The following is a 26,885-nucleotide window of genomic DNA, read 5'->3' as shown; positions in this document are numbered from 1 at the left end:
AAGGCCTCGAAAGTGCCCCGTCCTCAGTCCAGTTTGGCCCCCGCCACAAACCAGCGCCCGATCAAGGCCCGGTCTTCATCGGTCAGGCCAGTGGCATTGCCCATGGGCATTTGCTTGGTCACCGCCACTTGCTGGTAGACGTTTTGTGAGTGCTGCTTGATCAACTCGGGGCTGTCCAGTCGCACGTTTTTCATTTGCAATTGCGCACCATGGCAGCTGATGCAATGCTGACCCACGAGGCTTTGCACCTGGGCAAAGCTCACCGGCTGGACAGGCACTGCAGAGACCTTGGGCGGCGCAGGCCGCAAGGCCACGATAACCCCCAATATCATCACCACGCCCACCGCTGCAAAGGGCCAGGGATTTGCAGCACGGCCCAGATGAAAGGCGTGGCGCTGCACAAAGAACTGGCGGATCAAAGCGCCAGCCAACATCATCACGAACAGCAGCACCCAGCGGTGTTCGTGTGTGTACAAAAAGCTGTAGTGGTTGCTGAGCATCGCAAAGATGACGGGCAATGTGAAATAAGTGTTGTGCACACTGCGCTGCTTGCCACGCTTACCGTGGATGGCCAGGGAATTGGCGTCATAGGCTTCACCGGACGTCATGGCAGCTACCACCTTGCGCTGGCCGGGGATGATCCAGAAAAACACATTGGCGCTCATCACGGTAGCGATCATGGCCCCCACCAACAAGAAGGCAGCACGGCCTGCAAACAGCTCGTTGGCCAGCCAGGCACAAAACGCCACGACCACGAGCATCAAGCCCGCCACGATCAGCTCGCCATTTTTTCGGAAGCCGAACACGCGGCAAATGGTGTCGTAGACCAACCAAAACGCCACCAACAGACCCACAGCGGCCGAACCGGCCACCACAGGCGTCCAGTCCATCAGCGACTTGTCGATCAGGAAAGTGCCCGCGTTGTAGAGGTAGAGCACCGTGAACAGCGCAAAACCGCTCAGCCAAGTGGAATAAGCTTCCCAATAAAACCAATGGAGCTTGGTGTGAATGATTTTGGGGGCGACCATGTACTTTTGCGGGTTGTAAAAACCGCCACCGTGCACCGCCCACATGGCGCCGCCCACGCCTTTTTCGAGCAAGTCGGGCGAGTTGGGTTTTTGCAGGTTGTTGTCCAGAAAGACAAAGTAAAACGAGGAGCCAATCCAGGCGATGGCGGTGATGACGTGCACCCATCGCAGCAACAAATTGGCCCATTCCAGAAAATACGATTCCATGAAGGATTCTCCAACCTGCTCACCACCGCGGGCCCTGTGAGCGGGTATTCGGTCGCGAACATGTTTCCAGAGAAACCTGCGCCGCTGCGACCAGTGCACCGGAGTGTATACAGTTTATGTTTGGGATTCCAGTCTCCCTCTGGCTTGTCGGCCTAGGGGAAACCAGCATCACACCTTCAAAGCGTCTGCAAGAGTTGTGCCGCCACCGCCACCGCAATGACTTCAGGCTCTTTGCCCGTGATGCCCGGCACCCCAATCGGGCAGGTGATGCGGGCGATTTCTTCGGCTGTGAAACCCCGGTCCTCCAGGCGGTGCCGGAAGGTGGCCCACTTGGTCTTGCTGCCGATCAAGCCGACAAAAGGCAAATCATTTTGCGCGCGCAGGCGCTTGAGACAAGCCACCACGATGTCGAGGTCTTCGGCATGGCTAAAACTCATGATCAGCACACGGCTGCCCGGGGACAGATCGGCCACAGCAGCTTGCACCGGGTTGGAGTGCTCGCATTCCACCCCGTCGGGCACATCGGCCGGAAAAATCTCGTCGCGGCTGTCGATCCAGCGCACCGCAAAAGGCAAAGGCGCCAGGGCGTTCACAATTGCTCGGCCCACATGGCCACCGCCAAACAGCGCCAACGGGGTGCATGACGGCATCAACACCGTGCGCAAGCGCGCCACGTCGCCTGCGTCCACACGCTCCAAAAGCAACTCCACCACCCCGCCGCAGCACTGCCCCAAACTGGGGCCCAGCACCTGACGAAAGTGAGTAGGCACCAACTCCCCAACCAGTAGCCGTCGAGCCTGCGACAAAGCCTGAAATTCCAGATGTCCGCCACCAATCGTGCCCTCTTCGCCTCGGGCAAACACCAGCATGTGGGTGCCCGGCCCACGCGGCACCGAGCCCTGGGTGGCTTGCACACTCACCCGCACCGCTGCCTCTCCGGCCAAACGATCCAACGCCACCATCATCCATTTCACACGCACACCCCTTTGTCAAATGGCCACTCGCCAAGGCCCGTGTCCAATGCCACAATCACGCCCGAACACCGAGTATGCCAAGGAGAGGACCCGATTTATGCCAGAGGCACCCCAGCACCATCACCCGCAACATAACCCGCACCGCACCGTTTTGTCGCGCACCTTGCTGGCCCTGAGCGCCGTGGGCCTGGGCTGGCTGAGCGGCTGCAGCGCGCCCCCGACCGCCAAACCGACCCCACGGCCTTCCACCAGCCAGGTGCCAAGCACACCCGCCATACCTGCCATACCTGCCATACCTTCCATACCCGCCACACCTTCCATACCCGCCGCGACACAGCCGGCCACCGTGGCCCAACCCGCTGCGACTGCCGCAGCCCCCAGTCCGGTCAAATCGGCCGCACGCAACGCCAAGGATTACCGCAAGGACGCAGCCAACCACCTTTATGCTCGGCACAGCCAAAGCATTTACAAAGGCCGCCTGCCCCCCATGTTAGAGGCGGTGGGTGTGCTCAACGTCGACATCGACCGGCACGGTTCGGTCAAATCGGTGCAATGGATGCGTGCACCCCGGCATGTGCCGCAAGTGATGCAACAAATCGAACGCATGGTCAAAGCCGCAGCCCCATACCCCGTGCCCCAGCACATGAGCCAGGTCACCTACACCGATGTGTGGCTTTGGCACAAAAGCGGCAAGTTTCAGCTCGACACCCTGACTGAGGGTCAGGACTGATCAGAACTATTGGGACGACTGAGGCCAGACAAGCTCAGGCCCAAGACAAGCCTCAGGCCGGTGTCGTCTGCTCGTGCGCCGCCCCGGGCAGCAAAGTCAAAATGAGCGTGGTGGCCACCGAAAAACCCGCCAGCAGCAAGAGCGAGCTGCCAAAGCCCATGGCCTTGACCACCGGCCCCAAGGCCCAGACCGACAAGGAGCTCACCGCGAACGACACGCCCAAACGCATGCCCGAGACGCGTGAACGCAGGCGGTCGTCTACATAGCGGGCGATCATGAAATCGGTGAAGGGAATCGCCCCGAAGATGAATACCATCACGCCAATCAGCGCCGCAAACAGCCACCACCCCTGTGCCTGAGAGGCCAGCACCAGCATGGGGATCTGCGCCATCACCATGAACATGAAAAAGTGTTTGAGCGGGAAACGGTTGATCAGGTGCCCCACCACCACCTGGGCCACCGAAGCCACGGCGTAAACCAAGGCCAGCAACAGGCCCAAGCTGGCAGGGTCTTCCATCACGCCCTTGAAGCGCTCGGTGATCAAAGGCCCATTGCCGTTGGTGGTGAAGTTGAACAACACGCTGCTGGTGACGGCCGCTGCCGTCATCACCACCAGTGCACGCGCCAACATCGGCGCGGGCAGGCTGACCTTGGCGCCGCCTTTGCGTTTGGCGGGCGATGACAACTCTTGCGGACAAGCGCGGGCAAACACCCAGCCGCAGACCAAGGCCAACACACCCGGCACCACAAAGGCCGCACGCCAGCCCTGCCACTGAATCAGAAAACCCGTGAGCAAGGCCGCCACCGCCACGCCCAAGTTGCCCGCCAGGCCATTGAAACCAATCGTCGCCCCAGGATTGGACGAGCGTTCCAGCAACATCGGAATGCCCACAGGGTGGTAAATGGATGCAAACACGCCGATCAGCGTCAGGCTTATGGCCAGTTGCCAAGGCGTTTGGGTGAACGCCGTGAGGATGGACGCCGTACCAATGCCAAAAAAGAAGATCAGCATCATGCTGCGGCGGCCCCACAAATCGCCCAATCGCCCGGCTGGCAAAGAACCCAGACCGAACATGAAGAACGCTCCCGCGCCATAGGGCATGAGGTCTTGCCACTGGGCCAGTCCCATGTCGGTCGCGATGGTGCTGACTGCCGCCGCAAAAATCAGCAAGAACAAATGGTCCAAGGCGTGCGCGATGTTGAGCAAGCCCCGCACCACGCGGGGGTGGTCAGCGTTTGGTTCGGGCACAGTGTCGGCAGAAGAGGTCAAGGTGGTCATGGTTGCTATTCGCTTTCGACTTGATGCTTTCAGATTTGGCATCTCGGCCTTTTTATTTTGTCATCCCGGCCTTTTTATCTCGTCGTCCCGGCCTTGAGCCGGGATCCAGAGCGCAAAGCCAAGGTTTGCAAAGGGCAGCGCGGTGCAATGGATCCCGGGTCTTCGCCCAGGATGACACGCATTTCCAGGATGACACGCATTTAGATGACTCTGATGTGTCTTTTTCATCGTGTCGAATCCATAATGTGCGCCCAAGGCCGATGGAACGGTGTCGCTTTGGTCACAGCGGGGGCGCATCAGGCTGCGCGTCACAAAGGTGCATTGGCCGGGGCTTTGCGGTCCCAAATGTGCGAACGCCAGTACACCGCCATGGCACCAGTCAACAGTAACCCCAGGGCCGAATACATGCCGGCAGTGGCGGCATAACCCCAGCGGTCAATCAGCGGGCCCGACAGCAGCAGGCCCAATGGCAAACCCCAGATGGCCAGCATGCGCATGCCCATCACACGGCCGCGGTAAGCGGGCTCTGTGGCGCGCAGCATCACGGCCGCCAGCGGCGTCATGCTCAAGCTTTGCGCCAGGCCGGCCAAGCACAGCAAGGCCATGCCCACACCCAGATGCGTGCTGAAGGCGAACAGCACATCCACCGCAAACCAAACCGCCCCGGCCAGCACCATGGTTTGCGCGGCGCGAAACGCAAATCGGTGCGAACTGAGCACCACCGAGCCCACCAGGCCACCAAAAGCAAAGCTGGCGCCCAGCCAGCCGAGACCCGTCTGGTCGGTCAGGTAAATGTTTTTGGCCACATAAGGCAGCAAGCCCAATGAGAAGGGAAAGGCCAACAGGTTGGCCAAAAACGCCAAGGCCATGGCGGCCATCAGCACCGGACGGGTCCACACATAGCCAAAGGCCAGCTGCAAGTCGCGCACAGGCGATAGGCGTGGGGCATCTATGACGGCAGTTTGTGCAGGCCCATCAGACACGCCACGAGACAGCACAAAGCTGAGCGAGTAAAGCGCGGTGATCAGCGCATATGCCCAAGTCATGCCCAACCAGGCCACCACGCCCGCGCCCGCCAAGGCACCCGCAATGCGGGCAGAATCCGAGGTGATGCGGGAGATGCCCAGCGCCCCGAGCAAATGCCGGGGCGGCAAGGTCTGAGCGATCAAGGCGTTGCGCATCATCATGTCCGAGGGGCGCACCAGGCCTGCCAGAGCAGCTATGACCAGCACGATCACGGGCGTGAGGGCTTGCACCCAGGCCAGCAGCATGAAGGTGGCGGCCAGCGCCGCATACAGAGCACGCGACAAATACAGCATGCGGCGGTAACCCAGCCGATCACCCACCACGCCAAACATGGGGGAAACCAAAGAGCCCAAGTATTGCAAGGAGCCAAACACCACCAGCATCATTACCGAGCCCGACTCGACCAGGATGAACCAGCCCAGCACGATGGTCTCCATCTCGAAAGCCCAGGACGTGGTCAGATCAGCAGGCCACTGGAAACGAAAACTCCGCACCAGGAACGGGTCGCGCCAGTGCATGGCGGGAGGGGATGGAGTGGCTGAAGAGGTCACTGTGGTGACCTTGTGCCCTGCTGCAAACTCTGCAAAATCTCAAACGGTTGTGGGCTGCGGGTCATGCTTGGGCAGAGCTCAGTCTTGCCCAGCGCGAGAAGGCTGATGGGAGGGTTCGGCGTTTTGAGATTGGGATTTCGCTGGCGCAGGTTCTGCCGTGAAACACATCTTCTCGCCATCCCAGCGCTGGCCACACCAGCACTGGCCTTCGGCGTTGATGATGCAAGTGCCAGTGCCGCAGCACCGTGGATCGTCTGACATGGGCCTGCTCCTGTGGGCTATGGGGATCAAAATGACAGGATGCCTGAAACCATTTCAGGCATCCGGCTCAACGCATCACAACCCTGCAGTGGCCTTGGCTTTTTCGCAAGCCATCAAGATGCGCTCAGGCGTGGCTGGGGCGTCCAAATACACCACCGCCTTGTGATCGGCGCTGGCGGCCACCGCATCACGCAGGGCGAAGAAAGTTGACAAGCCCAGCATCAACGGCGGCTCGCCCGTGGCCTTGCTGTTGAAAGGCGTGGGCTTCAAGTTGGCGTTGTCGAACAGCGTCACTTTAAAGTGCTCTGGAATGTCCCCCGCCACCGGAATTTTGTAAGTGCTGGGGCCATGCGTGAGCAGCTTGCCTTTTTTGTCCCAAATGCACTCTTCCATGGTGAGCCAGCCCATGCCTTGCACAAAAGCGCCTTCGATCTGGCCTTTGTCCAGAGCGGGGTTGATGCTGCGGCCCACGTCGTGCACGATGTCCACGGCTTTGAGCCACCACTCGCCGGTGCGGGTGTCGATCTCCACTTCGCTCACGGCCGCGCCGTAGCAGTAGTAATAGAAAGCACGGCCATTCAGGGTTGCGAAGTCGTATTTGATTTCGGGCGTCATGTAAAAGCCCGTGACCGACAAGCCGACACGCTCCATATACGCTTGCTTGGTCACATCGGTCCACTTGACCGACTTGCCCTCTGGATTCGAGCCATCGTGCAGCTCGTTGTTAGCAAAAGCCACGTCGTCAGCCTGGCAGCCCAGCATGCGGGCGGCCACAGGCTTTAAGCGCTCGCGCATTTGCATCGTCGCGTTCATGATGGCCGCGCCATTGATGTCGGCACCGCTCGATGCGGAGGTGGCTGACGCGTTGGGCACTTTTTGCGAGTCAGTCGCGGTGATCCGCACATGGTCCACGCTGATGCCCAAACCATCAGCACAGACTTGTGCCATCTTGGTGTTGAGGCCCTGGCCCATTTCGGTGCCGCCGTGGTTGCAGCTGACTGAGCCATCCATGTAAATCACCAACAGCGCGCCGCCTTGATTGAGGTGCGTGGCGGTGAAGCTGATGCCGAACTTCAGTGGCACCAATGACAAACCACGCTTGCGGGTTTTGCTCTTGGCGTTGAAGGCTTGAATCTGCGCGCGGCGCTCGGTGTATTTCGATTCCTGCTCCACCTGGTCGATCACCTGGTCGCCCACCCAGTCTTCGATGAGCTGGTTGTATTGGGTGGTCATGGTGTCGGGTGTGCCACTGATGGCGGGGTCTTTGTAGAGGTTGAGCTTGCGCACTTGCAGTGGGTCTTTGCCCAAAGTCATGGCGATCTCGTCCATCACCGTCTCGATGCCGAACATGCCTTGTGGGCCGCCAAAGCCACGGAAAGCGGTGGCGCTTTGGGTGTTGGTTTTGCAGCGGTGGCTGACCAGCTTGAGCGCGGGCAGGTGGTAAGTGTTGTCGATGTGCAAGCAAGCACGATCATTCACAGGGCCCGAGTAATCGGTGCTGTAGCCGCAGCGCGACATGAGCGTGATGTTGGCGCCCAGTACGCGACCGTTGTCGTCAAAGCCCACTTCATAGTCGATGCGGAAATCGTGGCGCTTGCCAGTGATGGTCATGTCGTCGTCGCGGTTGACGCGCAGCTTGACGGGCTTTTGCAGCTTGTGCGCAGCCAGCGCGGCGCTTTGGCTGAAGATGCTGGCATTACCCTCTTTGCCACCAAAGCCGCCACCCATTCGGCGGCAGATCACCTCCACATCGTTGGTGTGCAGGTTCAGGGCGTGCGCGGCTTCGCGCTGGTTGCCGTCAGGGTGCTGGGTTGACACGTACAGCGTGAGCTGGCCGTCTTCTTTGGGCACCGCGTAAGTGATTTGGCCTTCAAGGTAAAACTGCTCTTGCTGGCCGGTGCGGGTCGTGCCCTTGATCTTGTGGGGCGCGTTGGCGATGGCTGCTGCTGCATCACCTCGGGTGATGCCCTTGGCCGGCATGATGAAGCTGCCCGCTTCCATGGCCTCTTCCACCGTCAAGATGGGCTTGAGTTCGTTCACCAGCACCTTGGCTTTGTGAGCGGCTTCGCGGGCATACAGCATGTCGCGCGCCACGACCACGGCCACGGCTTGGCCAATGAACTCGACCTTGCCAGCGGCGAGGAACGGATCGTCGTGCACGATGGGGCCGCAGTTGTTTTCGCCGGGAATGTCTTTGGCGGTGTAAACCGCCACCACGCCGTGCTCACGCAAGATGGCTGCGCGGTCAATGCCGTCGCCGATCAGCTCACCATGCGCCACAGGAGACAAGATGAGCGCGGCATACAAAGTGCCTGCGTGCTCGGGGATGTCGTCAATGTAGGTGGCCGAGCCTGTGACGTGCAGATGCGCGGACTCGTGCACCAGCTCTTTGCCCTGTTGGACACCTGAGACAGGCAGCAGGTTTTTGAGTGCGGTAGGAGCGTTCATTTTTGCCTCTAGAGTGAGTTGGCAGAGCAAATTTGCTGCGCAAATATTGGTCTATCCCCAGGTTTTAAGATTGTTCTTCGATGAATTCCAAAGCCAAGTTGCGGGCCACCAAGGCACGGTAGGCCCATGTGGCACGCAAGCCGTCGCGGGCCGTAAAGCTGGCGGCAATCGCCGCATCCAGATCGGCCGCTGTCACCTCGGATGGCACGCGACCTTCCAGCACGGCCTCCAGCTTGAGCGCACGGCAGGGCGAAGGCGCCAAGCCGTTGTAGGCCAACTTCACACCCGACAACTTGCCGCCTTTCAGCGCATAGCTGATGGCAGCGCAGGTGGCCGAAATGTCTTGCTCAAAACGCTTACTGACCTTGTGCGCGCGGAACACCTGGCCGGCCACGGGCTTGGGCAATTCGACGGCTTCGATGAACTCTCCGGGCTCCATCACGTTTTTCTTCATGCCCGTGTAGAAGTTGTCCAGCAGCACCTTGCGGGTCTTTTCGCCCCGGCGCAGCACCAAGCTGGCACCCAACGCCATCAGGCAAGGCATGGTGTCGCCAATCGGCGAGCCGTTGGCGATGTTGCCCGCCAGCGTGGCGGTGGACCGGATGGGGGGCGAACCAAAGCGCCGCAGCACCTCGGTGAAGTCGGGGTAGGCCTTGGCGACCAGCGCCTCGACTTGCGTCAGCGACACGGCTGCGCCAATGCGCCAGACCTGGTCGGTTTCTTTGACCTGACGCAGCTCGGCCACATTGCCCAGATACATGATGTGGTCAGGTCGGCTGAACTGCTTGTTCACCTGCAGGCCAATTTCGGTGCTGCCCGCCAGCAAAGTGGTGGTGGGGTTCTTCAACAAATAGTCGGCGACTTCGGTCAAGGTGGCGGGCGAGACAAACTCGTTGCCCTTCTTGGTGCGAACCACCGGCTGCACGATGATGTCGCCGTCCAGGCTCAAGGTGGGCACGCTGGATCGCTTGATTTCTTTTAGCAACGGCAGGTCGGCGCTGTCGTCCAACTTCAAAGCTGCTTTTTTCTCGCAGGCCTTGGCAGCGGCATCGATGATGGGCGCGTAGCCGGTACAACGGCACAAGTTGCCGCTCAGGGCGTCGGTGATGTCTTGACGCGCGGGCGAGGTATTGGTTTGCACCATGTTCACCAAGCTCATCACGATGCCGGGCGTGCAAAAACCGCACTGCGAGCCGTGGCACTTGACCATTTCTTCTTGCACCGGGTGCATCGAACCATCGGCTTTTTTCAAGCTCTCCACCGTCTTGATGGATTTGCCATCGAGCGATGGCAGCAACTGAATACACGCATTGGTGGCCACATAGTCCACCCCTGTGCCAGCGGCGTTGAGTTCACCCACCATGACCACACAAGCGCCGCAATCGCCTTCGGCGCAGCCCTCTTTGGTCCCGGTGCGGTGCAGTTGCTCGCGCAGGTAATCCAGAACAGTGGTGGTGCGGCGCTTGCCTTGGGCTTCGACGATGCGGCCGTCGAGTACAAAGCGCACAGAGTTGGTGACTTGGGTCATGGTGCGGGGAGGGGTAAATAAACGGTAGGACCCCATTCTAAGTAAGCGGGGCCTGGGCTGGCGGGATTTTTTAAAACGCTCAGGGCTGGCGCCGCGCATCCATTTCCCGAATCAGCGCACGGGCTTCGTCCCCCTCTGGAATCGGCTGACCGCTGTCGCGCCACTGAACGGCCGACTTGAAGCCCTGGTCCTGCGCATGGCGGCGGAACCACATGCCTTCGGGGTTGTGGCGCGTGATGCCGTCGAAGACCGTTGCCATTTGCTGGCTCTGCTCCAGGCCCATGGCCAGCATCACCTGGTTGACCACCATCTTGTGCATGGCCAGGTGACTCGACGGCACACTGGCGATGCGGCTGGCCAATGCCATCGTGGCTGTTTCCAGCTCGCTCTGAGGCACCGCTTCGTTGGCCAAGCCCCACGCCGCGGCGGTGCGCCCATCGATCACATTGCCGGTAAACATCATCTGCTTGGCCCGCGTGGGCCCCAGGCGGTAGGTCCACATGGCCGTGGTGGGGCAACCCCAGACGCGGGTGGGCATGTAGCCGATGCGGGCGTCCTCGGCCATGACCAGCAGGTCGCAGCACAGCGCGATGTCGCTGCCGCCAGCCACCGCCGCGCCATGCACCTTGGCAATGGTCGGTTTGGCGCTTCGCCACAGGCTCATGAAGTCCTCTGTATTGCGCTTCATGTAGGCATAGTCGACCATCGGGTCCCATGGCGTGCGCTCCTGCTGACAAGGGTGGTCGATGGCACCTTCTCCGAAAATGCTCAGGTCATAGCCGCCGCAAAAACCTTTGCCCGCGCCTTCGACCACAATGACGTGAATCGAGGGATCGGCGTTCGCCCACTCCACTGCAGCGCGGATTTCCCGAGGCGTCTCTTCGTTGATGGCGTTCAGGCGCTCCGGCCGGTTGAGCAGCAGGCGCGCAACGCGGGGGTTGGCCGGGTCGGGCTGGATACTCAGAGTAGAAAAATCGGGCATGCGGTCTCCTGGTTGGCAGGGTGATGCTAGATCGGTCGCGTCAAGGTGACAGCCGCCAGCGTGACAATAAATCGGGGCCATCAAACGGGGTCAGATCCCGATTTATTCGAAGCCCCATCCCCATTGGGGCAAGAAGCGGGCACTTTGGCCTCCACCCCGTTGCGGTGCACCCAAGGGGCCACCGCAGCGTTGACCCACAAACCCATTTTGGCGGTGCGTGCTGCTGCGTGTGCTGCTGAATAGGCTTGGCGTTGCCGAATGTCAATTTCGCATTGATAGGCCTCGTAATACCAAGCCGCACCCGACGTCACTTGATTCAGGTTGGCCTGGCTGCAATCGGACTTGAAGACAGTGCCCACCACCCTGCCGTAGGCGTCTTTTTGGGCATAAGTGACGGTGACGCTCTGGCCCAAGACCATGGCGGCCAAATGCGCCCGTGACGATGGGCCATAGGCCTGATCCAACTCAGGGGCGTCGATGCTGGCCAGTCGAATCGACTCGCCGCCCACTGTGATCGTGTCGCCGTCGTGCACCGATGTCACCACACCTGATATGCGCAGGGTGCCAACGCTCACACCGCAATGCGTGTTGCCCGATGCAGGCGCAAAACTCGCGCCGTCCCCGCCGCCGCATGCCGACAAAGCCATCGTAAAAATGAACATCAAAGACCTCAACATGGCAGCAGCTTAGCCGAGTGAGTCCCGTGTGCAAAGCCAAAAATGGGAAAGAGACCCCAATTGAATGCCTCAAAAATGAACCGCTGCGCCAACCACTGGGGTGGGACTGACAAAGTGCCTACACTTTCGCCATGCAACACAATGACTTCACCCCTTGGTTTGTCTCACCCCAGAGCCAATGCAAACTTTCGGGCTTTGACACCGAGCCCCCCTCCAAAGGGCTGCCCTCGGGCAGCGCATTAGAGGAGCAGTTGGTCGAATTGGGGGAACAGCTCAACAAACTGCAAAGCACCCTGCACGCGGCCAAAACCCGGGGCTTGCTCGTCGTGTTTCAGGGCATGGACACTGCGGGCAAGGACGGCGTGATCCGCAGCGTTTTCAGCCACGTCAGCCCCTTGGGCGTGCGAGCCGAAGCCTTTGGCGTGCCCACTGAGCTGGAAAGCCGCCATGACTTTTTGTGGCGCATCCACGCCAAAGCCCCAGCGCGCGGCGAAATGGTAATTTTCAACCGCAGCCACTATGAAGATGTGCTGGTTACCCGCGTTCGGGGCATGATTGACGAGGCAGCTTGCCAACAACGGTACGACAACATCCTGCACTTCGAGTCTTTGCTGCAAGACTCGGGCATCAGCGTATTGAAGTGCTACTTGCACATTTCCAAATCCGAGCAAAAGAAACGCCTGCAAGCCCGGCTGGACGACCCGCGCAAACATTGGAAACTGCAGCCTTCGGATTTTGCCGACCGTGAACTGTGGCCCCAATTCACCCAGGCCTACGAAGCGGCCCTGAGCGCCACCAGCACGCCAGAATCCCCGTGGTACGTGGTGCCCGCCGACAGCAAACCTTACCGGGACAGTTTCGTGGCCGGGCTGATCGTGCAAACCCTGGAAAACATGAAACTGAAGACCCCGAAACCCAGTTTTGACCTGTCCAAAGTCAAACTGACTTGAGTTCGCGTCTGCTCAACAGATCCGATGGGATCGCAAGACCGGGACATGCCCCGCTAGCATTCAGGACCCGCGATACGTCGAATAACTCCATGGGCTGGCCAGCAGCGGCACATGGTAGTGCTGGTCTTCGTGGGCCACGCCGAAATCCAGGCTCACTTGGTTCAAAAAGTTAGGCTCTGGCAATTCCACGCCTCTGGCCTTGAAGTAGTCGCTCACATTGAACACCAAGCGGTAAGTGCCTTTGCGCAGGCTGGCGTGGTCGTAGAGCATGCCGTCGGGGTTGCGCCCGTCGTGGTTGAGGGTGAAGCTTTTGACCCAAGTGGCCTGATCGCCTTGCGTGGTGTACAGGGCCACCTGCATGCCCGCTGCAGGGCAGCCGTGCATCGTGTCCAGAACGTGTGTACTCAATCCCATGGTGTTGCTCGCTTGTCTTGAAGAGGGGTCAAAAGAGTGGTTTTGGCCAGGCTTTGAAAAGCCCTACAAACCGGTCGACTGAAGTGTATACAATTTTGCTTTTGGTGACTATGATTTGCGCCACCGACACAAAAACACCTGGGTACATCCCCAAAGGGACCGCGAGACATGGAAACTTCCACCACGCACCACATCGTCGAATCGCTGACCCGCGCCATCGTGGAGCATCGGCTTTTGCCCGGTTCCAAGCTGGCCGAGCAAAAGCTGGCCGACCACTTTGGTGTGTCGCGCACGCTGGTGCGACAGGCGCTGTTCCAGTTGTCGCAAAACCGGTTGATCAAACTTGAGCCCGCACGCGGCGCTTTTGTGGCCGCCCCTTCGGTCGAAGAAGCGCAACAGGTGTTTGCGGTACGCCGCATGCTGGAGGCCGAGATGACCCGCGCCTTTGTGCAACAGGTCACGCCCGAACAAATCGTGGCGCTGAGAGAACACATCAAACAAGAGCGTGAAGCCGTGAAACAAGGCGACATCACCGGTCGCACCGAACTGCTGGGCGACTTTCATGTGCGCATGGCCGAGTTGATGCACAACGATGTGCTGGCCCAGGTGCTGGGCGAATTGATCTCGCGCTGCGCCCTGATCACGCTGATGTACCAGTCGCGCAACGAGGCCGAGCACTCGACCGACGAGCATGTGACCATCGTGGCCGCGCTGGAGGCGCAGGACTCGGAGTTGGCCGTGCGCCTGATGCACGAGCACCTTCTGCACGTCGAAGCCAGTTTGACCTTTGACCGCAAAGTCCCCACCCACGACATTTCCCTGGCCTTGGCCTGAACCTTTGAGCACCCGCAAGAGCACAGCATGAGCACCTACGACTCCACCCTCCCCTACCCCCGCGACCTGATGGGCTACGGCCGCCATGTGCCGCACGCCCAATGGCCCGGTGGCGCCCGCGTGGCCGTGCAGTTTGTGCTGAACTACGAAGAAGGCGGCGAAAACTCGGTACTGCACGGCGATGCGGGTTCCGAGCAATTTCTGTCTGAAATGTTCAACCCTCCGTCCTTCCCCGAGCGGCACATCAGCATGGAAGGCATCTACGAATACGGCTCGCGTGCAGGCGTGTGGCGCATCCTGCGCGAGTTTGAAAAGCGTGGCCTGCCACTCACGGTGTTTGGCGTGGCCACCTCGCTTCAAAGGCACCCCGAGTTGACTGCAGCATTCAAGGAGCTCGGTTACGACATCGCTTGCCACGGCCTCAAGTGGATTCACTACCAGCACATCGACGAGGCCACCGAACGCGCCCACATGGCCGAGGCCATGGAGATCATTCAAAAGCTGACCGGTGAGCGCCCCTTGGGCTGGTACACGGGGCGCGACAGCCCCAATACGCGCCGCTTGGTGGCCGATTTTGGCGGCTTTGAGTACGACAGCGACTACTACGGCGACGACCTGCCGTTATGGATGAAGGTGCGCAAATCAGACGGCACCGACGTGCCGCAGCTCATCGTGCCCTACACCCTGGACTGCAACGACATGCGCTTTGCGCTGCCCCAAGGCTATTCGCACGCCGACCCATTTTTCCAGTACATGAAGGACACATTTGACGCGCTTTACGCAGAAGGTGACCCCAATGGTGACAACGCCCCCAAGATGATGAGCATTGGCATGCACTGCCGCCTGCTCGGCCGCCCGGGGCGCATCACCGCGCTGCAGCGCTTTTTGGACCACATCCAGTCGCACGACAAGGTGTGGGTGGCCAGGCGCCTCGACATTGCGCGACATTGGAAGGCAACACACCCGTATACCGAGTGAACGAATTGTGGGAGCGCACCCCGTGCGCGATAGTTAGTGGACCACCACCGAACACATCGCCCACAGGGTGGGCTCCTATAAAAAGACAACTGCCTATTCAACCCTGCACGGAAACACCCATGTCCTTGACACTTGAACAACTCAACAGCGCGTCTCCAGCTGACGCCGCGCAAATGCTCGACGGCCTGTACGAGCACTCGCCATGGATCGCCGAGCAAGCGCTCAATGAACGCCCTTTCACATCGCTGGCACACCTCAAGCACGCCATGTGCGAAGTGCTGGCACACGCCGGACGCGACGCGCAGCTGGGCCTGATCCGGGCTCACCCCGAGCTAGCGGGCAAGGCCATGGTCAGCAAGACTCTGACGGCCGAGTCGACCAACGAACAATCCAAGGCGGGCCTGACCGATTGCACGCCCGAAGAGTTCGCCAAAATCCAAAAACTCAACGCCGACTACAACGCCAAATTTGGGTGGCCCTTCATCTTGGCCGTGCGCGGCCCGCGTGGCTTGGGCTTGAGTAAAAAACAGATCATCGATGCCTTCGAGCGCCGCCTTTTCGGCCACCCCGATATGGAGTTGCAAGAGTGTTTGCGCAACATCCACCGCATCGCCGAAATCCGCCTGAATGACAAATTTGGTGTGGCACCCGCGCTGGGCCACCAGGTCTGGGACTGGCAAGAACAACTGGCACAGCACAGCGACCCTGGCTTTGCTGAAGTGGGCCAACTTACCGTCACGTACCTGACCGACGCGCACCGCGCCTGCGCCCAGCGCATCATGAAAAACATGCGCGACTGCGGTTTTGACGAGGTTTATACCGACGCGGTGGGCAACGTGGTGGGCCGCTACCACCCGGCCACAACAGGCGGCAAATACCTCATGACAGGCAGCCACTACGACACCGTGCGCAACGGCGGCAAGTACGACGGGCGCTTGGGCATCTTTGTGCCCATGGCCTGCGTGCAGCAGCTGCACCAGCAAGCCAAGCGTCTGCCTTTCGGCATCGAAGTCGTGGCCTTTGCCGAAGAAGAAGGCCAACGCTACAAAGCCACCTTCTTGGGCTCTGGCGCGCTCATTGGCCAATTCAACCCTGCTTGGCTGGACCAGCAAGACGCCGATGGCATCACCATGCGCGCAGCCATGCAAAACGCGGGCCTTTGCATCGACGACATCCCCAAAATCCAGCGCGACCCGGCGCAGTACCTCGGCTTTGTCGAAGTGCACATCGAACAAGGCCCAGTACTCAACGAAGTGAACATCCCGCTGGGCGTGGTCACGTCCATCAACGGCAGCGTGCGTTACCTGTGCGAAGTGATTGGCACCGCCAGCCACGCAGGCACCACCCCCATGGACCGCCGCCGCGACGCGGCCTGCGCCGTGGCCGAATTGGCGCTGTACATGGAGCAACGCGCCGCCCAAGACGGCGACAGTGTGGGCACCATTGGCCAACTGCAAGTGCCCAACGGCTCCATCAACGTGGTGCCCGGCCGCTGCACTTTCAGCCTGGACATGCGCGCCCCCACCGACGCACAGCGCGACGCGCTGGTGGCGGATGTGATGAGCCAACTCAACCAGATTGCCGAACGCCGTGGCGTGCGCGTCAAAGCCGAGCTGACCATGAGCGCCGACGCGGCCCCCAGCGCCCCCGAGTGGCAAGCCCTTTGGGAACGCGCCGTGGGCGCATTGGGCGTACCGCTGTTCAAACTGCCCAGCGGCGCAGGCCACGACGCGATGAAGCTGCACGAAGTCATGCCGCAAGCCATGTTGTTTGTGCGGGGCGAAAACGGGGGCATCAGCCACAACCCACGCGAATCGACCACCAGCGACGACATGCAGCTGTGCGTCGACGCCTTCACCCATGTTTTGAACCAACTTACAACGGAATTGTCATGAGCGCCCCCAACGTCAACCACGAACAACAATACCAACAACTCGACACCTGGATCGACGCGCATTTTGACGAACAGGTCAAGTTTTTGCAGGCCCTGGTGCAAGTGCCCACCGACACCCCACCCGGCAACAACGCGCCCCACGCCGAGCGCACCGCCGAGCTGCTGGCACCCATGGGCTTTGACGCAGAAAAGCACCCTGTGCCTGCCTCCGAAGTCAAAGCCTACGGCCTGGAGTCCGTCACGAACCTGATCGTGCGCAGAAAGTACGGCGAAGGCAAAACCATTGCCCTGAACGCGCACGGTGACGTGGTGCCGCCCGGCGAAGGCTGGACGCACCCGCCCTACGGCGGCGAAATCCACAACGGCGCCATGTATGGCCGCGCCACCGCCGTGAGCAAGTGCGACTTCTCCACCTTCACCTTTGCCACGCGGGCGCTTGAATCGCTCAATGCCAAGCTGAAGGGTGGCGTGGAACTGCACTTCACCTACGACGAAGAGTTTGGCGGCGAAATAGGCCCCGGCTGGCTGCTGGCCAAAGGCCTGACCAAGCCCGATTTGATGATCGCCGCAGGCTTCAGCTACCAAGTGGTCACCGCGCACAACGGCTGCCTACAAATGGAAGTCACCGTCCAAGGCGAGATGTCGCACGCGGCCATTCCTGACAGCGGCACCGACGCGCTGCAAGGTGCGGTGCACATCTTGAATGCCCTGCTCGCCCTCAACACGCAATACCTGAAAGTCACCTCCAAGGTCGAGGGCATCAGCCACCCCTATCTGAACGTGGGCCTGATCGAAGGCGGCACCAACACCAACGTGGTACCCGGCAAAGTCGGCTTCAAGCTCGACCGCCGCATGATCCCCGAAGAGAACCCGGCCGAAGTCGAGGCCAGCATCCGCAAAACCATTGCCGACGCCGCCGCCAGCTTCAAGCCGCCACGCGGTGGCCATGTGCTGAAAGTGGATGTGCGCCGCATGCTGCTGGCCAATGCCATGAAACCCCTGCCCGGCAATAAGCCACTGGTGGACGCGATCCAGAAACACGGCGGCCAAGTCTTTGGTGAACCCATCCCCGCCATCGGCACACCGCTTTACACCGACGTGCGCCTGTATGTGGAGCGCGGCATCCCCGGCGTGATCTACGGCGCAGGCCCGCGCACCGTGCTCGAATCCAACGCCAAACGTGCCGATGAGCATGTCGAGCTGGAAGACCTGCGCCGGGCGACCAAGGTGATCGCACGAACGTTGCTGGATTTGTTGGCCTGAACATGAGCGCGCCGCGGCTTGAAACCCTGCGCCAGCGTGTGCAGGCCTGCACCACCGACCAGGACGTGGCCAACTACCAGCGCGATGGCGCGGTGTGCATCCGCAACTTGTTCACGCCCGAAGAAGTGGCCCTGCTGCGGGACGGCATCGAGGCCAACCTGGCCCACCCCAGCCCGCGCGGCATGGTGGCCAGTCGGCCAGACGATCCGGGGCGGTTTTTTGAAGACTTTTGCAACTGGCAGGGCATCCCGCCGTACAAGCGCTTCATCTTCGACACGCCCCTGGCCGCACTGGCGCAGCGCCTGATGCAAAGCCAGACGGTGCGCCTGTACCACGACCACCTGTTGGTCAAGGAACCCGGCACGCGCCAGCGCACGCCTTGGCACCAAGACCAGCCCTATTACAACGTGGACGGCCTGCAAAACATCAGCTTCTGGATTCCGGTGGACCCGGTGTCCCGGCCGTCCACGCTGGAGTTTGTCGCGGGCTCACACCGTGGCCCTTGGCTCATGCCACGCACCTTCATGAGCAACCAGGCCAAATGGTTCCCCGAAGGCTCGCTGACCGAGTTGCCCGACATCGACAAGCACCGCGAAGACTTCCCCATCCTCGGCTGGGACTTGCAGCCGGGTGATTTGGTGTGTTTTCACATGCTCAGCCTGCACGCATCGGCCGGGGTGGACGGAACTCAGCGCAGGCGTGTGTACTCGGTGCGCTTTTTGGGCGACGACATGACTCACGCGCCAAGGCCCTGGGTTACCTCGCCGCCCTTCCCCGGGCTGGACCAGGAACTGCCCGCCGGGGTACCGATGGACCATGCGCTGTTTCCGCTGATGTCGGTTTGAGTTGACCAGCGTGCACTGAAAGCCGCCGCCCTTCGGGGTTCAGGCGGTTTTTTGCGTCCGGGGCCATTGACCTTGAATACACAGGGTTTTCACGCATCCACATCGCATTCTATTTTGTGTACAGTTTGGAACACAAAGAAGCACACATTTAGTTTTTTTTGCAGTTTTCCCCTCTGTTTACTTTTCAGGAGACCCCTCCATGAGTTCAACCATCCACCCCGTTGACGAGCATTTGCCCAATGGCAAGCTCGCCGCTTTGGGCCTGCAACATGTGCTGGTGATGTATGCCGGCGCGGTGGCCGTGCCCCTGATCGTGGGCCGCGCCCTCAAGCTCAGCCCCGAGCAAGTGGCGATGCTGATCTCAGCCGACCTGTTTTGCTGCGGCATCGTCACGCTGATCCAATCGCTCGGCGCCACACAGTGGTTTGGCATCAAGCTGCCCGTGATGATGGGCGTGACGTTTGCGTCTGTGGCCCCCATGGTGGCCATGGCCAACAACAACCCGGGCGTGCAAGGCGCGGGGCTGATCTTCGGGGCCATCATTGGCGCGGGGGTAATCTCCATCTTGATTGCGCCCATCGTCAGCCGCATGCTGCGGTTTTTCCCGCCTGTGGTCACGGGCACCATCATTGCCGTCATTGGCATCAGCTTGATGCGTGTGGGCATCAACTGGATTTTTGGCAACCCCTTCGGCCCCACAGCCCCCAGCATCCCCAACCTGGAACACCTGGCTTGGCTCGATGCCGCCAAACAAGCCGCCAGCTCAGGCGCAGTGCCCCCGGTGCCTGCAGGCATGAACATCGTGGGCTCGGTGCCCAACCCCAAGTACGCGCAGCTGTCGCACATCGGCATCGCTGCCATTGTGTTGGTGTCCATTTTGTTGATTGCCAAGTACGCCCGTGGCTTTGTGGCCAACATTTCGGTGCTGTTGGGCATCGTGATCGGTGGCGTAGTGGCCACGGCCGCTGGCCTCATGACGTTCGACAAAGTCGGCAAAGCCGGCTGGTTTGACTTGGTGCTGCCCTTCGAAATTGCCGCCCCCGTCTTTGACCCGATCCTGATCCTGACCATGACCTTGGTGATGATCGTGGTGATGATCGAGTCGACCGGCATGTTCCTCGCCTTGGGCGATCTGACGGGCAAAAAAGTCGATCAAAAAATGCTCACCGCAGGTCTGCGCACCGATGGTCTGGGCACCTTGATCGGCGGTATCTTCAACACCTTCCCCTACACCAGCTTCTCGCAAAACGTGGGCCTGGTGGGTGTGACGGGCGTGAAAAGCCGCTTCGTCTGCGTGGCCGGTGGTGTGATCCTGATCGTGCTGGGGCTGCTGCCCAAAATGGCGGCTCTGGTCGAGTCGCTGCCCACCTTTGTGTTGGGCGGTGCGGGCTTGGTGATGTTCGGCATGGTGGCTGCCACCGGCATCCGCATCCTGGCCAACGTGGACTACAAGGGCAACCGCAACAACCTGTTCATCGTGGCCATCTCGATCGGCTTTGGCATGATCCCATTGATTGCCCCGCGCTACCTGCAGTGGATGCCGCACAGCATCCACCCACTGATCGAGTCGGGCATTTTGCTGGCCTCCATCAGCGCCGTGCTCTTGAACCTGTACTTCAATGGCGCCAACGGCGACAGCAGCGAAGCCGTCGAAGCGGCCAAACAAGCCGATTCGCACTGAGTCCACTGAACGCTGAACAGCGTCACAAAGACCGCAAAAGCCAAGCCCAGCGCTTGGCTTTTTTGCTTTTTATGCAGGTAATCCGCATGGTCTTGTACACGCCAAATAGGTTACGCTTTCTCATTGATTCCTTTTCCTGAGCAAAAGAGACACCTTCCATGAGCCAAAAACCACTGTCCCCCGCCGAAGAAGCCCTGCGCGATGCGGCCCGCGATTACCACCGCTTTCCCACACGGGGCAAGGTCTCGGTCAACCCGACCAAGCCACTGTCCAACCAGCGCGACCTCTCGCTGGCCTATTCGCCCGGTGTGGCTTACCCCTGCCTGGACATCGAGGCCGACCCGTCCAAAGCGTTTGACTACACCTCGCGTGGCAACCTGGTGGCGGTGATCACCAACGGCACGGCCGTGCTGGGCCTGGGCGATATCGGACCGCTGGCAGCCAAGCCGGTCATGGAGGGCAAGGGCTGCCTGTTCAAGAAGTTCGCGGGCATCGACGTGTTCGACATCGAGCTGGCCGAGCGCGACCCGGACAAGCTGGTGGACATCATTGCCGCCATGGAGCCCACTTTAGGCGGCATCAACCTCGAAGACATCAAGGCCCCCGAGTGCTTCTACATCGAGAAGAAGCTGCGCGAGCGCATGAACATTCCGGTCTTTCACGATGACCAGCACGGCACCGCCATCATCGCCTCGGCAGCCATGCTCAACGGCCTGGAGCTGGTGAGCAAGGACATCGGCAGCATCAAGCTGGCCGTGTCGGGCGCAGGCGCTGCATCCATCGCCTGCCTGGATGTGATGGTGGGCTTGGGCGTGAAGGTCGAGAACATTTTTGTGTGCGACTCCAAGGGCGTGATCTACGAAGGCCGCCCCGGTGGCTACGACGAATCCAAAGCACGCTACGCCCAAAAGACCGACGCCCGCACCCTGGCCGACGCCGTCAACGGGGCCGACGTGTTCCTGGGCTGCTCAGCCCCCGGCGTGATGACGGTGGACATGATCAAGACCATGGCCCGTGACCCGGTGATCCTGGCGCTGGCCAACCCCGAGCCCGAGATCCGGCCTGAGCTGGCCAAAGCCGCCCGCCCGGATTGCATCATCGCCACCGGCCGTTCGGACTACCCGAACCAGGTCAACAACGTGCTTTGCTTCCCCTACATCTTCCGAGGTGCCTTGGACTGCGGTGCGACCAAAATCACCGAGGCCATGAAGCTGGCCTGCGTGCGCCAGATCGCCGATCTGGCCAAGGCCGACATCAGTGAAGAAGTGGCCAGCGCCTATGCTGGCAAAGAGCTGTCTTTTGGGCGCGACTACCTGATCCCCACGCCCTTTGATTCGCGCCTGATCTTGCGCATTGCGCCTGCCGTGGCGCAGGCTGCTGCCGACTCGGGTGTGGCCACGCGCCCCATCACCGACATGGACGCTTACCGCCAACAGCTGCAAAGCTTTGTTTCACAAACCGGTTTGTTGATGCGCCCCATTTTCAACGCCGCCAAGGCCGTGCCCCAAGCCGACAAGCGCGTGGCCTATGCCGATGGCGAAGACGAGCGCGCGCTGCGTGCCGCCCAAATGGCCATCGATGACCAACTGGCCCACCCCATCCTGATCGGCCGCCCCAGCGTGATCGCCGCACGCATCGAAAAAGCCGGGCTGCGCATGCGCCTAGGGGTTGATGTGGACAACGTGAACCCAGAAGACGACGTCAGATTTCGGCAGTATTGGGAGCACTACCACCAGCTGATGAAGCGCCACGGGGCCACGCCCGCGGTGGCCAAGGCAGCGGTGCGCCGCTCCAACACCATCATTGGTGCGTTGATGGTGTCGCTGGGCGATGCCGATAGCCTGATTTGCGGCCTGACCGGCAGCTACATGACGCACCTGGAGCGCATCGATAGCATTTTGGGCAAACGCGCAGGTGCGACCAATTACGCTGCCGTGAACGCACTCGTGAGTGACTTGGGGCCACTGTTCATCACCGACACCTATGTCAACGAAGACCCGAGCGCCGACCAGCTTGCCGAAATCGCGGCCATGGCGGTCAAAGAGATTCAACGCTTTGGCATTGTGCCCAAAGTGGCTTTCCTTTCGCACTCCAGCTATGGCTCGTCCAAGCGCGCATCGGCCCGCAAGATGCGTCTGGCGCGTGACCTGTTTGTGGCGCAGCACCCCGACATCGAATGCGATGGCGAGCTGCACGGCGATGCGGCATTGCAGCCCGAAATCCGCAATGTTTACCTGGAAGACAGCACGCTCAGCGGCTCGGCGAATTTGCTGGTCTGTCCCAACCTGGATGCGGCCAACATTTTGTACAACGTGCTGAAAACCACCACCAGCGGCGGCGTGACGGTAGGCCCGATCCTGATGGGTACAGCCGGCACTGCGCACATCCTGACCCCTGCGGCCACGGTACGCCGGGTGCTCAACATGACGGCACTGGCGGTAGCCCAGGCCCACAGCTGAGCCCCCAAAGCCCTACAAAGGTCCCACGAATTCCCCATTTTGGTGCCAAGCCAGAACCAGCCTGGAACCAAAATAGGGGGTTTCTAGGGGTACAACCTGACTAGCGACGTCAAGACCATGGCCGATAATAGGCACCGAATTTGCTATACAAGATTTACCGTTTCTTTGAACCTGGAGCCCCTCATGAACAAACGTTTCTTACTCAAGGCCACCGCCGCATTGGCCGCAGTTGCCGCTTTTGGCACCGCACAAGCCCAAACCACCCCCATCAAATTCCAGATGGACTGGCGCTTTGAAGGCCCCTCGGCCTTCTTTTTGCTGCCCGTTGCCAAAGGTTATTTCAAAGACGCCAAGCTTGATGTGACGGTGGACTCGGGCAACGGCTCTGGTGGTGCGGTCACCCGTGTGGCTTCTGGCACTTATGACCTGGGATTTGCCGACCTGGCTGCCCTGATGGAATTCCACGCCAACAACCCCGACGCGCCCAACAAGCCTGTGGCCATCATGATGGTCTACAACAACACCCCCGCTTCGGTGATGGCTTTGAAGAAGTCCGGCATCAAGACCCCCGCCGATTTGGCCGGCAAAAAGCTGGGCGCTCCGGTGTTTGACGCTGGCCGTCGTGCCTTCCCGATTTTTGCCAAGGCCAACGACGTGCAAAACGTCGCATGGACCGCCATGGACCCACCTCTGCGTGAAACCATGTTGGTGCGCGGCGATGTGGACGCCATCACTGGCTTTACCTTTACCTCGCTGCTCAACATCGAAGCGCGTGGCGTTAAAGCCGAAGACGTGGTCGTCATGCAGTACCCCGACTTCGGCGTCAAGCTCTATGGCAACGCGATCATCGCCTCGCCCAAGATCCTGAAAGAAAACCCTGCCGCCGTGAAAGCGTTCTTGGCCGCCTTCACCAAGGGCGCCAAGGATGTGATCGCCGACCCGGCCAAAGCCATTGAGACGGTCAAGGCACGTGACGGCATCATCAACGTGGCCCTGGAAACCCGCCGCTTGCAACTGGCGATTGACACCGTGATCAACAGCCCCTCGGCACGCGCCGAAGGCTTTGGCCAGATCAACGCGCCCCGCATGACGCTGATGGCATCGCAAGTGTCTGACGCCTTCAACACCAAGACCCGCGTCAAATCCGAAGACATTTGGAACGGCTCCTTCCTGCCCACAGCCAAAGAGCTGGACATCCTGCCCAAAGCCAAGAAGTAAATCAGCGTCAGCATCGGGCATGAGGTCCCGGCGTTCCGAGCCCACCAAAACCTGCACAGGTCGGTGGGCTTTTACAGGACGCAATGTGTATACACTATCGAACACCATTTTTTAAGCTTTCACCATGACCCAAGAATCATTCGTTGATTTCCAGAATGTCTGGCTGGCCTACAACGACGAGTTGCTGGCCGAAAACCACTTTGCGGTGGAAGACATCAATCTGCAGGTCAAACAAGGCGAGTTCATCGCCATCGTCGGGCCATCGGGCTGCGGCAAGTCCACCTTCATGAAGTTGACCACCGGCCTGAAGATGCCCAGCAAAGGCCGCATCCTGGTCGACGGACAGCCGGTGACCGGCCCACTCAAGATCAGTGGCATGGCGTTTCAAGCCTCGTCGCTCTTGCCTTGGCGCACCACGCTCGACAACGTCTTGCTGCCCTTGGAGATCGTGGAGCCTTACCGCACGAACTTCAAACAGAAAAAAGCCGAGTACGCAGAACGCGCCCGCAAGCTGCTGAACACCGTGGGCTTGGGCGGCTATGAAGACAAGTTCCCCTGGCAACTGTCGGGCGGCATGCAGCAACGCGCCAGCATCTGCCGCGCCTTGATCCATGAGCCCAAAATGCTGCTGCTCGACGAACCCTTCGGCGCGCTCGACGCATTCACGCGTGAAGAGCTCTGGTGCATCTTGCGCGACCTGTGGACCGAGCAAAAGTTCAACGTGATCTTGGTCACGCACGACCTGCGCGAATCGGTGTTTTTGGCCGACACGGTGTACGTGATGAGCAAGAGCCCCGGCCGCTTTGTCGTCAAAAAAGAAGTCGACCTGCCGCGTCCGCGCGACCTGGAGATCACCTACACCCCTGAATTCACCAACATCGTGCACGAGCTGCGCGGTCACATCGGTGCCATGCGCAAAACCGGTGCAGCGATCAACCAATAAGCGGGAGCCCCTCATGAACAAAAAATCCCTCGAAAGCTGGTCGCCCTGGATTTTGCTGCTGCTGAGCATCCTGATTTGGGAAGGCCTGTGCCGCGCCTTCAACGTGTCGGAATTCATCTTCCCCAGCCCCTCGCGCATCGCACAGCAAACCATCGAATACCGCGACGTGATCGCGGGCCACGCCTGGCGCACCTATTGGGTGACCATGGTCGGCTTTGGCATTGCCATCGTGGTGGGCGTGTTGCTCGGCTTCATCATTGGCAGCTCACGCTTGGCCTATGCCGCCGTGTACCCGCTCATGACCGCCTTCAACGCCCTGCCCAAAGCCGCCTTCGTGCCCATCTTGGTGGTGTGGTTCGGAATCGGCATCGGCCCCGCCATCTTGACGGCCTTCCTGATCAGCTTCTTCCCGATCATGGTGAACATCGCCACAGGTCTGGCCACGCTGGAGCCTGAGCTGGAAGACGTGCTGCGCGTGCTGGGTGCCAAGCGCTGGGACGTGCTGGTCAAAGTCGGCCTGCCCCGATCCATGCCTTACTTTTACGGTTCACTCAAAGTGGCCATCACTTTGGCCTTTGTGGGCACCACAGTGTCCGAGATGACCGCATCGAACGAAGGCATCGGCTACCTGCTGATCTCGGCGGGCTCGGCCATGCAAATGGGCTTGGCATTTTCTGGCTTGGTCGTGGTCGGCGCGATGGCCATGCTCATGTATGAGCTGTTCAGCTACATCGAAAAGCGCACCACCGGCTGGGCGCATCGCAGCTCGCAAGGCGAATAAGGCCAAGTCGTCATGACCTGGCACGCCAGCCTGAAGCTTGACTACACGCTGGAGTCCAACCGCAGCGTTGCCCGATACCTGCACAAGGGGCCGCTGCGCATCCTGCAAAGCCTCTACCCTGAAGGCGATACGGTTTGCCACAACGTGCTGGTGCACCCGCCCAGCGGTCTGGTGGGTGGCGACACACTCGACATACAAGTCACTGTCGCATCAGGGGCGCATGGTCTGATCACCACGCCCGGTGCCACGCGCTTTTACCGGTCTGAAGCCGGGCTGGCCACCCAGCAAGTGCATGCGCGTTTGGAGGCCGAAGCTCGGCTGGAATGGTTGCCGCTCGAAGCCATTGCCTACAACGGCTGTGATGCCCTCAACCGCGCCGTGTTTGAGCTCGCCCCCGGGGCAGAAATGATGGCCTGGGATATCACCGCCTTAGGCTTGCCCGTAGCTGATTTCCCCTTTGTGCAAGGCACGTTTCGCCAACACCTGGAGATTTCCGGTGTGTGGTTGGAGCGCGGCACCCTGAAGGCCACCGACACCCGACTGATGAACAGCCCCCTGGGCCTGGCTGGCCAGCGCTGCATGGCCACGCTGGTGTTTGCGGCGGGCAGCGCCATCGCCGACGAGCGCATCGAACGGGCCCTGGCCTGTGCTCGCACGCTGCTCGAAGCGTCTGAACTGCGCCTGACTGCAGGCGCCACCTCACCGCACAAACAAGTCATTGTGCTGCGCACCCTCTCACCGTTAACCGAGCCAGCCGTGCTGCTGCTAAGGCAGGTGTGGGCCGCGTGGCGCCGCGAGATGTGGGGCTTGCCGGGGGCTGTGCCAAGGCTGTGGAATCTGTGAGATGGAGCCAATTGATTTGAGCCATTTTTTGCCAACAAGCTGGATATCTCATCAAAAAATCCATCGGGATGGAACGATGGCTTTTTTAACC

The 26,885-nt window shown here is 60.5% G+C and carries 23 protein-coding genes; 13 read left to right on the top strand and 10 right to left on the bottom strand.

The genetic code is table 11. From position 1 onward, the window contains the following. Positions 1-23: 23 nt before the first annotated feature. Positions 24-1,235, bottom strand: a complete 1,212-nt coding sequence (locus B9Z49_RS16575) for a urate hydroxylase PuuD (protein WP_108354540.1) — start codon at positions 1,233-1,235, stop codon at positions 24-26. A gap of 176 nt (positions 1,236-1,411) precedes the next feature. Then, the gene (gene xdhC, locus B9Z49_RS16570; RefSeq protein ID WP_108354539.1) at positions 1,412-2,200 is read right to left on the bottom strand and encodes a xanthine dehydrogenase accessory protein XdhC; all 789 of its coding nucleotides are present in this window, start codon (positions 2,198-2,200) and stop codon (positions 1,412-1,414) included. 106 nt (positions 2,201-2,306) lie between these two features. On the opposite strand from xdhC, the gene B9Z49_RS16565 reads away from it, so the two are divergent. Continuing rightward, positions 2,307-2,939, top strand: coding sequence for a hypothetical protein (locus B9Z49_RS16565; RefSeq protein WP_233254672.1), 633 nt, complete (start codon positions 2,307-2,309; stop codon positions 2,937-2,939). A gap of 52 nt (positions 2,940-2,991) precedes the next feature. On the opposite strand, the gene B9Z49_RS16560 is transcribed toward B9Z49_RS16565, so the two are convergent. The 7 genes from B9Z49_RS16560 to B9Z49_RS16530 all read right to left on the bottom strand — a co-directional run bounded on the left by B9Z49_RS16560 (position 2,992) and on the right by B9Z49_RS16530 (position 11,676). Next, on the bottom strand, positions 2,992-4,218 hold the full coding sequence (locus B9Z49_RS16560) for an MFS transporter (RefSeq protein WP_233254671.1): 1,227 nt from the start codon (positions 4,216-4,218) through the stop codon (positions 2,992-2,994). Positions 4,219-4,526: 308 nt separating this feature from the next. Beyond that, the gene (locus tag B9Z49_RS16555; protein ID WP_108354538.1) at positions 4,527-5,762 is read right to left on the bottom strand and encodes an MFS transporter; all 1,236 of its coding nucleotides are present in this window, start codon (positions 5,760-5,762) and stop codon (positions 4,527-4,529) included. A gap of 111 nt (positions 5,763-5,873) precedes the next feature. Continuing rightward, positions 5,874-6,056 (bottom strand): hypothetical protein, encoded by a 183-nt coding sequence (locus B9Z49_RS16550; protein WP_108354537.1) that lies wholly within the window; start codon positions 6,054-6,056, stop codon positions 5,874-5,876. 75 nt (positions 6,057-6,131) lie between these two features. Beyond that, positions 6,132-8,504, bottom strand: a complete 2,373-nt coding sequence (xdhB, locus tag B9Z49_RS16545) for a xanthine dehydrogenase molybdopterin binding subunit (protein ID WP_108354536.1) — start codon at positions 8,502-8,504, stop codon at positions 6,132-6,134. A 64-nt stretch (positions 8,505-8,568) separates the two neighbouring features. After that, positions 8,569-10,032, bottom strand: coding sequence for a xanthine dehydrogenase small subunit (gene xdhA / locus B9Z49_RS16540; protein WP_108354535.1), 1,464 nt, complete (start codon positions 10,030-10,032; stop codon positions 8,569-8,571). 79 nt (positions 10,033-10,111) lie between these two features. Continuing rightward, a complete protein-coding gene (locus B9Z49_RS16535; RefSeq protein ID WP_108354534.1) occupies positions 10,112-11,014 on the bottom strand; it encodes a crotonase/enoyl-CoA hydratase family protein in 903 nt (300 codons plus the stop codon). A gap of 80 nt (positions 11,015-11,094) precedes the next feature. Continuing rightward, on the bottom strand, positions 11,095-11,676 hold the full coding sequence (locus B9Z49_RS16530; RefSeq protein ID WP_158273526.1) for a thermonuclease family protein: 582 nt from the start codon (positions 11,674-11,676) through the stop codon (positions 11,095-11,097). Positions 11,677-11,822: 146 nt separating this feature from the next. Here B9Z49_RS16530 and B9Z49_RS16525 point away from each other — a divergent pair, with 146 nt between their 5' ends. Continuing rightward, complete coding sequence (locus B9Z49_RS16525) at positions 11,823-12,641, top strand: PPK2 family polyphosphate kinase (protein ID WP_108354532.1); 819 nt, start codon at positions 11,823-11,825, stop codon at positions 12,639-12,641. Positions 12,642-12,701: 60 nt separating this feature from the next. On the opposite strand, the gene uraH is transcribed toward B9Z49_RS16525, so the two are convergent. After that, positions 12,702-13,055, bottom strand: a complete 354-nt coding sequence (gene uraH / locus B9Z49_RS16520) for a hydroxyisourate hydrolase (RefSeq protein ID WP_108354531.1) — start codon at positions 13,053-13,055, stop codon at positions 12,702-12,704. A gap of 168 nt (positions 13,056-13,223) precedes the next feature. On the opposite strand from uraH, the gene B9Z49_RS16515 reads away from it, so the two are divergent. The 11 genes from B9Z49_RS16515 (at position 13,224) to B9Z49_RS16465 (ending at position 26,794) form a co-directional block, all read left to right on the top strand. Then, positions 13,224-13,889, top strand: a complete 666-nt coding sequence (locus tag B9Z49_RS16515; protein WP_108354530.1) for a GntR family transcriptional regulator — start codon at positions 13,224-13,226, stop codon at positions 13,887-13,889. A 27-nt stretch (positions 13,890-13,916) separates the two neighbouring features. Further along, entirely contained in the window at positions 13,917-14,867 is a 951-nt protein-coding gene (gene puuE / locus B9Z49_RS16510) for an allantoinase PuuE (protein ID WP_108354529.1), read from the top strand. A gap of 119 nt (positions 14,868-14,986) precedes the next feature. Next, positions 14,987-16,762 (top strand): 2-oxo-4-hydroxy-4-carboxy-5-ureidoimidazoline decarboxylase, encoded by a 1,776-nt coding sequence (gene uraD, locus B9Z49_RS16505; protein WP_108354528.1) that lies wholly within the window; start codon positions 14,987-14,989, stop codon positions 16,760-16,762. Then, a complete protein-coding gene (locus tag B9Z49_RS16500; RefSeq protein WP_108354527.1) occupies positions 16,759-18,024 on the top strand; it encodes a M20/M25/M40 family metallo-hydrolase in 1,266 nt (421 codons plus the stop codon). Before uraD ends, B9Z49_RS16500 begins: the two co-directional genes overlap by 4 nt. 2 nt (positions 18,025-18,026) lie before the next feature. Then, the gene (locus B9Z49_RS16495) at positions 18,027-18,869 is read left to right on the top strand and encodes a phytanoyl-CoA dioxygenase family protein (protein ID WP_108354526.1); all 843 of its coding nucleotides are present in this window, start codon (positions 18,027-18,029) and stop codon (positions 18,867-18,869) included. A gap of 199 nt (positions 18,870-19,068) precedes the next feature. After that, a complete protein-coding gene (locus B9Z49_RS16490; protein ID WP_108354525.1) occupies positions 19,069-20,550 on the top strand; it encodes a nucleobase:cation symporter-2 family protein in 1,482 nt (493 codons plus the stop codon). Positions 20,551-20,708: 158 nt separating this feature from the next. Beyond that, positions 20,709-23,009, top strand: coding sequence for an NADP-dependent malic enzyme (locus tag B9Z49_RS16485; protein WP_108354524.1), 2,301 nt, complete (start codon positions 20,709-20,711; stop codon positions 23,007-23,009). A gap of 183 nt (positions 23,010-23,192) precedes the next feature. After that, positions 23,193-24,227, top strand: coding sequence for an ABC transporter substrate-binding protein (locus tag B9Z49_RS16480; RefSeq protein WP_108354523.1), 1,035 nt, complete (start codon positions 23,193-23,195; stop codon positions 24,225-24,227). 124 nt (positions 24,228-24,351) lie between these two features. Then, positions 24,352-25,170, top strand: coding sequence for an ABC transporter ATP-binding protein (locus B9Z49_RS16475; protein WP_108354522.1), 819 nt, complete (start codon positions 24,352-24,354; stop codon positions 25,168-25,170). Positions 25,171-25,183: 13 nt separating this feature from the next. Further along, positions 25,184-25,951, top strand: a complete 768-nt coding sequence (locus tag B9Z49_RS16470; RefSeq protein ID WP_108354521.1) for an ABC transporter permease — start codon at positions 25,184-25,186, stop codon at positions 25,949-25,951. 12 nt (positions 25,952-25,963) lie between these two features. Further along, complete coding sequence (locus B9Z49_RS16465; protein WP_108354520.1) at positions 25,964-26,794, top strand: urease accessory protein UreD; 831 nt, start codon at positions 25,964-25,966, stop codon at positions 26,792-26,794. Positions 26,795-26,885 lie beyond the last annotated feature (91 nt).

The organism is Limnohabitans sp. 2KL-51, from assembly GCF_003063645.1.
Lineage (GTDB): Bacteria > Pseudomonadota > Gammaproteobacteria > Burkholderiales > Burkholderiaceae_C > Limnohabitans_A.
This window is presented reverse-complemented; position numbering and strand designations above follow the sequence as displayed.

What these genes read in the sequence shown, in the direction of transcription:
- B9Z49_RS16475 (WP_108354522.1), top strand. Translation starts at nt 24,352, where the DNA reads ATGACCCAAGAATCATTCGTTGATTTCCAGAATGTCTGGCTGGCCTAC.
- B9Z49_RS16555 (WP_108354538.1), bottom strand. Translation starts at nt 5,762, where the DNA reads ATGCACTGGCGCGACCCGTTCCTGGTGCGGAGTTTTCGTTTCCAGTGG.
- B9Z49_RS16535 (WP_108354534.1), bottom strand. Translation starts at nt 11,014, where the DNA reads ATGCCCGATTTTTCTACTCTGAGTATCCAGCCCGACCCGGCCAACCCC.
- B9Z49_RS16550 (WP_108354537.1), bottom strand. Translation starts at nt 6,056, where the DNA reads ATGTCAGACGATCCACGGTGCTGCGGCACTGGCACTTGCATCATCAAC.
- B9Z49_RS16470 (WP_108354521.1), top strand. Translation starts at nt 25,184, where the DNA reads ATGAACAAAAAATCCCTCGAAAGCTGGTCGCCCTGGATTTTGCTGCTG.
- B9Z49_RS16465 (WP_108354520.1), top strand. Translation starts at nt 25,964, where the DNA reads ATGACCTGGCACGCCAGCCTGAAGCTTGACTACACGCTGGAGTCCAAC.
- B9Z49_RS16485 (WP_108354524.1), top strand. Translation starts at nt 20,709, where the DNA reads ATGAGCCAAAAACCACTGTCCCCCGCCGAAGAAGCCCTGCGCGATGCG.
- uraH (WP_108354531.1), bottom strand. Translation starts at nt 13,055, where the DNA reads ATGGGATTGAGTACACACGTTCTGGACACGATGCACGGCTGCCCTGCA.
- puuE (WP_108354529.1), top strand. Translation starts at nt 13,917, where the DNA reads ATGAGCACCTACGACTCCACCCTCCCCTACCCCCGCGACCTGATGGGC.
- B9Z49_RS16525 (WP_108354532.1), top strand. Translation starts at nt 11,823, where the DNA reads ATGCAACACAATGACTTCACCCCTTGGTTTGTCTCACCCCAGAGCCAA.
- B9Z49_RS16530 (WP_158273526.1), bottom strand. Translation starts at nt 11,676, where the DNA reads ATGTTCATTTTTACGATGGCTTTGTCGGCATGCGGCGGCGGGGACGGC.
- B9Z49_RS16480 (WP_108354523.1), top strand. Translation starts at nt 23,193, where the DNA reads ATGAACAAACGTTTCTTACTCAAGGCCACCGCCGCATTGGCCGCAGTT.
- B9Z49_RS16575 (WP_108354540.1), bottom strand. Translation starts at nt 1,235, where the DNA reads ATGGAATCGTATTTTCTGGAATGGGCCAATTTGTTGCTGCGATGGGTG.
- xdhA (WP_108354535.1), bottom strand. Translation starts at nt 10,032, where the DNA reads ATGACCCAAGTCACCAACTCTGTGCGCTTTGTACTCGACGGCCGCATC.
- B9Z49_RS16560 (WP_233254671.1), bottom strand. Translation starts at nt 4,218, where the DNA reads ATGACCACCTTGACCTCTTCTGCCGACACTGTGCCCGAACCAAACGCT.
- B9Z49_RS16565 (WP_233254672.1), top strand. Translation starts at nt 2,307, where the DNA reads ATGCCAGAGGCACCCCAGCACCATCACCCGCAACATAACCCGCACCGC.
- B9Z49_RS16500 (WP_108354527.1), top strand. Translation starts at nt 16,759, where the DNA reads ATGAGCGCCCCCAACGTCAACCACGAACAACAATACCAACAACTCGAC.
- xdhB (WP_108354536.1), bottom strand. Translation starts at nt 8,504, where the DNA reads ATGAACGCTCCTACCGCACTCAAAAACCTGCTGCCTGTCTCAGGTGTC.
- B9Z49_RS16490 (WP_108354525.1), top strand. Translation starts at nt 19,069, where the DNA reads ATGAGTTCAACCATCCACCCCGTTGACGAGCATTTGCCCAATGGCAAG.
- B9Z49_RS16515 (WP_108354530.1), top strand. Translation starts at nt 13,224, where the DNA reads ATGGAAACTTCCACCACGCACCACATCGTCGAATCGCTGACCCGCGCC.
- uraD (WP_108354528.1), top strand. Translation starts at nt 14,987, where the DNA reads ATGTCCTTGACACTTGAACAACTCAACAGCGCGTCTCCAGCTGACGCC.
- xdhC (WP_108354539.1), bottom strand. Translation starts at nt 2,200, where the DNA reads ATGATGGTGGCGTTGGATCGTTTGGCCGGAGAGGCAGCGGTGCGGGTG.
- B9Z49_RS16495 (WP_108354526.1), top strand. Translation starts at nt 18,027, where the DNA reads ATGAGCGCGCCGCGGCTTGAAACCCTGCGCCAGCGTGTGCAGGCCTGC.